Consider the following 2,012-nt stretch of genomic DNA (forward strand, 5'->3'; position numbering starts at 1 on the left):
GGGAGATGGGGGGATGGGGAGAAAATATAACCTTTACCCTTTCTTTCCTTGGTGCCCTCTGCCTTCTGCCTTCTGCCTTCTGCCCTCTGCCTTCTGCCTTCAAAAAGCCTTCTGCCTTTCTTCTCTTGTGCTCTCAATTAAAGTTAACTTAGTTGTTTATCCTTAAAGGCCCGATTCGAGTTAATCTAAAAACGCTCTCTTCTTTCTTTCAGGGCTGTTCGTTTCCGTAACATTGGGATTTAATTGTTGATATGACGGCTTTTTCAACATCCGAAGTAACCTCTTCTAATTCTGTACCTCCAGCTGATTCCAAAGCTAGAATTAGCCACTTTATGCGCCAAATCCAAGACGAAATTTGTCAAGGTTTAGCAGCATTAGACGGCGTAGGCAATTTCCTAGAAGATTCCTGGGAACGACCAGAAGGCGGTGGTGGTCGTTCTCGCGTCATGCGCGAAGGAGCAGTTTTTGAACAAGGTGGTGTTAACTTTTCGGAAGTTTGGGGCGAACATTTACCGCCCTCAATTTTGGCACAACGCCCGGAAGCAGCAGGGCATGGTTTCTATGCTACTGGTACCTCAATGGTATTACACCCCCGCAACCCCTACATTCCGACGGTACATTTGAATTATCGTTATTTTGAAGCTGGGCCAGTTTGGTGGTTTGGTGGTGGAGCTGATTTAACACCCTACTATCCTTTTGCTGAGGATGCGGCACATTTCCACAAGACTTTAAAACAAGCTTGTGATGCTCACCATCCAGAGTACTATCCGACGTTTAAATATTGGTGTGATGAGTATTTTTACTTGAAGCACCGTCAGGAAACCAGAGGGGTCGGTGGTCTGTTTTTTGATTACCAAGATGCTCAAGGAGAATTGTATCGGGCAAATAATACTAATGGGCCAGCAGCACTTCATAGTGCTAAGGTTGGTTCATTGACTCGCAATTGGGAAGAATTGTTTGCTTTTATCCAAGATTGTGGTAGAGCATTTTTACCTGCTTACGCTCCCATTGTGGAACGTCGCCGTAATTTAGAGTATGGCGATCGCGAACGTAATTTCCAACTCTATCGTCGCGGGCGTTATGTCGAGTTTAATCTCGTTTACGATCGCGGCACCATCTTTGGTCTGCAAACCAACGGACGTACAGAGTCCATCTTGATGTCTTTACCACCCCTGGTACGCTGGGAATATGGCTATCAGCCAGAACCTAACACACCAGAAGCTGAATTATATGAAACCTTCTTGAAGCCTCAAGATTGGGCTAACTGGACTGCTTCCTCAGCTGAGGTGTAAGTTAAACTACTGAGATGAACAACCCAAAATTAAAGAGGTTATTCATTTTTGCCTCAGCCTGGGAACAATAGTAAGAGAAACCAAAAATACTATTTCCTAAAACCGCAAAACTGTACAACTGTCGATCTTCTAAATTTCATCTTGGCACCTACATACCTGGGATTGCTTAACGGTTTATAAGATCGAGGCTGTGTGCAAAAACTCCAAACTCTTACGATTTCAAGGGGAGGGTCAGTGATTCAGATCGAACAAAAAACCCACACGACCCAAGACGGCACTACTGTGATCGTCTTGACACCAGCAGGTCGCCTGGACATTACAACTGCATGGCAATTTCGGCTAAAGTTGCAAGAATGTATTTCTAAACTCAGCCGTCATGTGGTCGTGAATTTGGGTTTAGTAAATTTTATCGACAGTTCTGGCCTTACATCATTGGTGGCTGGAATGCGAGACGCAGATAAAGTTAAGGGGAGTTTCCGCATTTGTAGCGTGCATCCAGAAGCTAGATTAGTTTTTGAAGTGACGATGATGGACTCGGTATTTGAAATCTTTGAAACCGAGGAAGAAGCTTTGGAAGGTGTACCCCGCACCATTGCTAGCTAGTGGCAGAAGGCAGAAGGCAGAAGGCAGAAGGCAGAAGGCAGAAGGCAGAAGGCTCCAAGGAAAGAAAGGGTAAAGGTTATTTTCTCCCCATCCCCATCTCCCCATCTCCTACTCCCC

At 45.2% G+C, this 2,012-nt stretch carries 2 protein-coding genes; both read left to right on the plus strand.

What is annotated here, in order from left to right; genetic code table 11:
• Positions 1–251 precede the first annotated feature (251 nt).
• Positions 252–1,292, plus strand: a complete 1,041-nt coding sequence (gene hemF / locus IQ264_RS32275; protein WP_193986824.1) for an oxygen-dependent coproporphyrinogen oxidase — start codon at positions 252–254, stop codon at positions 1,290–1,292.
• A gap of 234 nt (positions 1,293–1,526) precedes the next feature.
• Positions 1,527–1,895: an STAS domain-containing protein gene (locus IQ264_RS32280; protein ID WP_193986826.1), complete on the plus strand. Its 369-nt coding sequence runs from the start codon at positions 1,527–1,529 to the stop codon at positions 1,893–1,895.
• Positions 1,896–2,012: the final 117 nt, after the last annotated feature.

This window comes from [Phormidium] sp. LEGE 05292, assembly GCF_015207735.1.
Lineage (GTDB): Bacteria > Cyanobacteriota > Cyanobacteriia > Cyanobacteriales > Aerosakkonemataceae > Floridanema.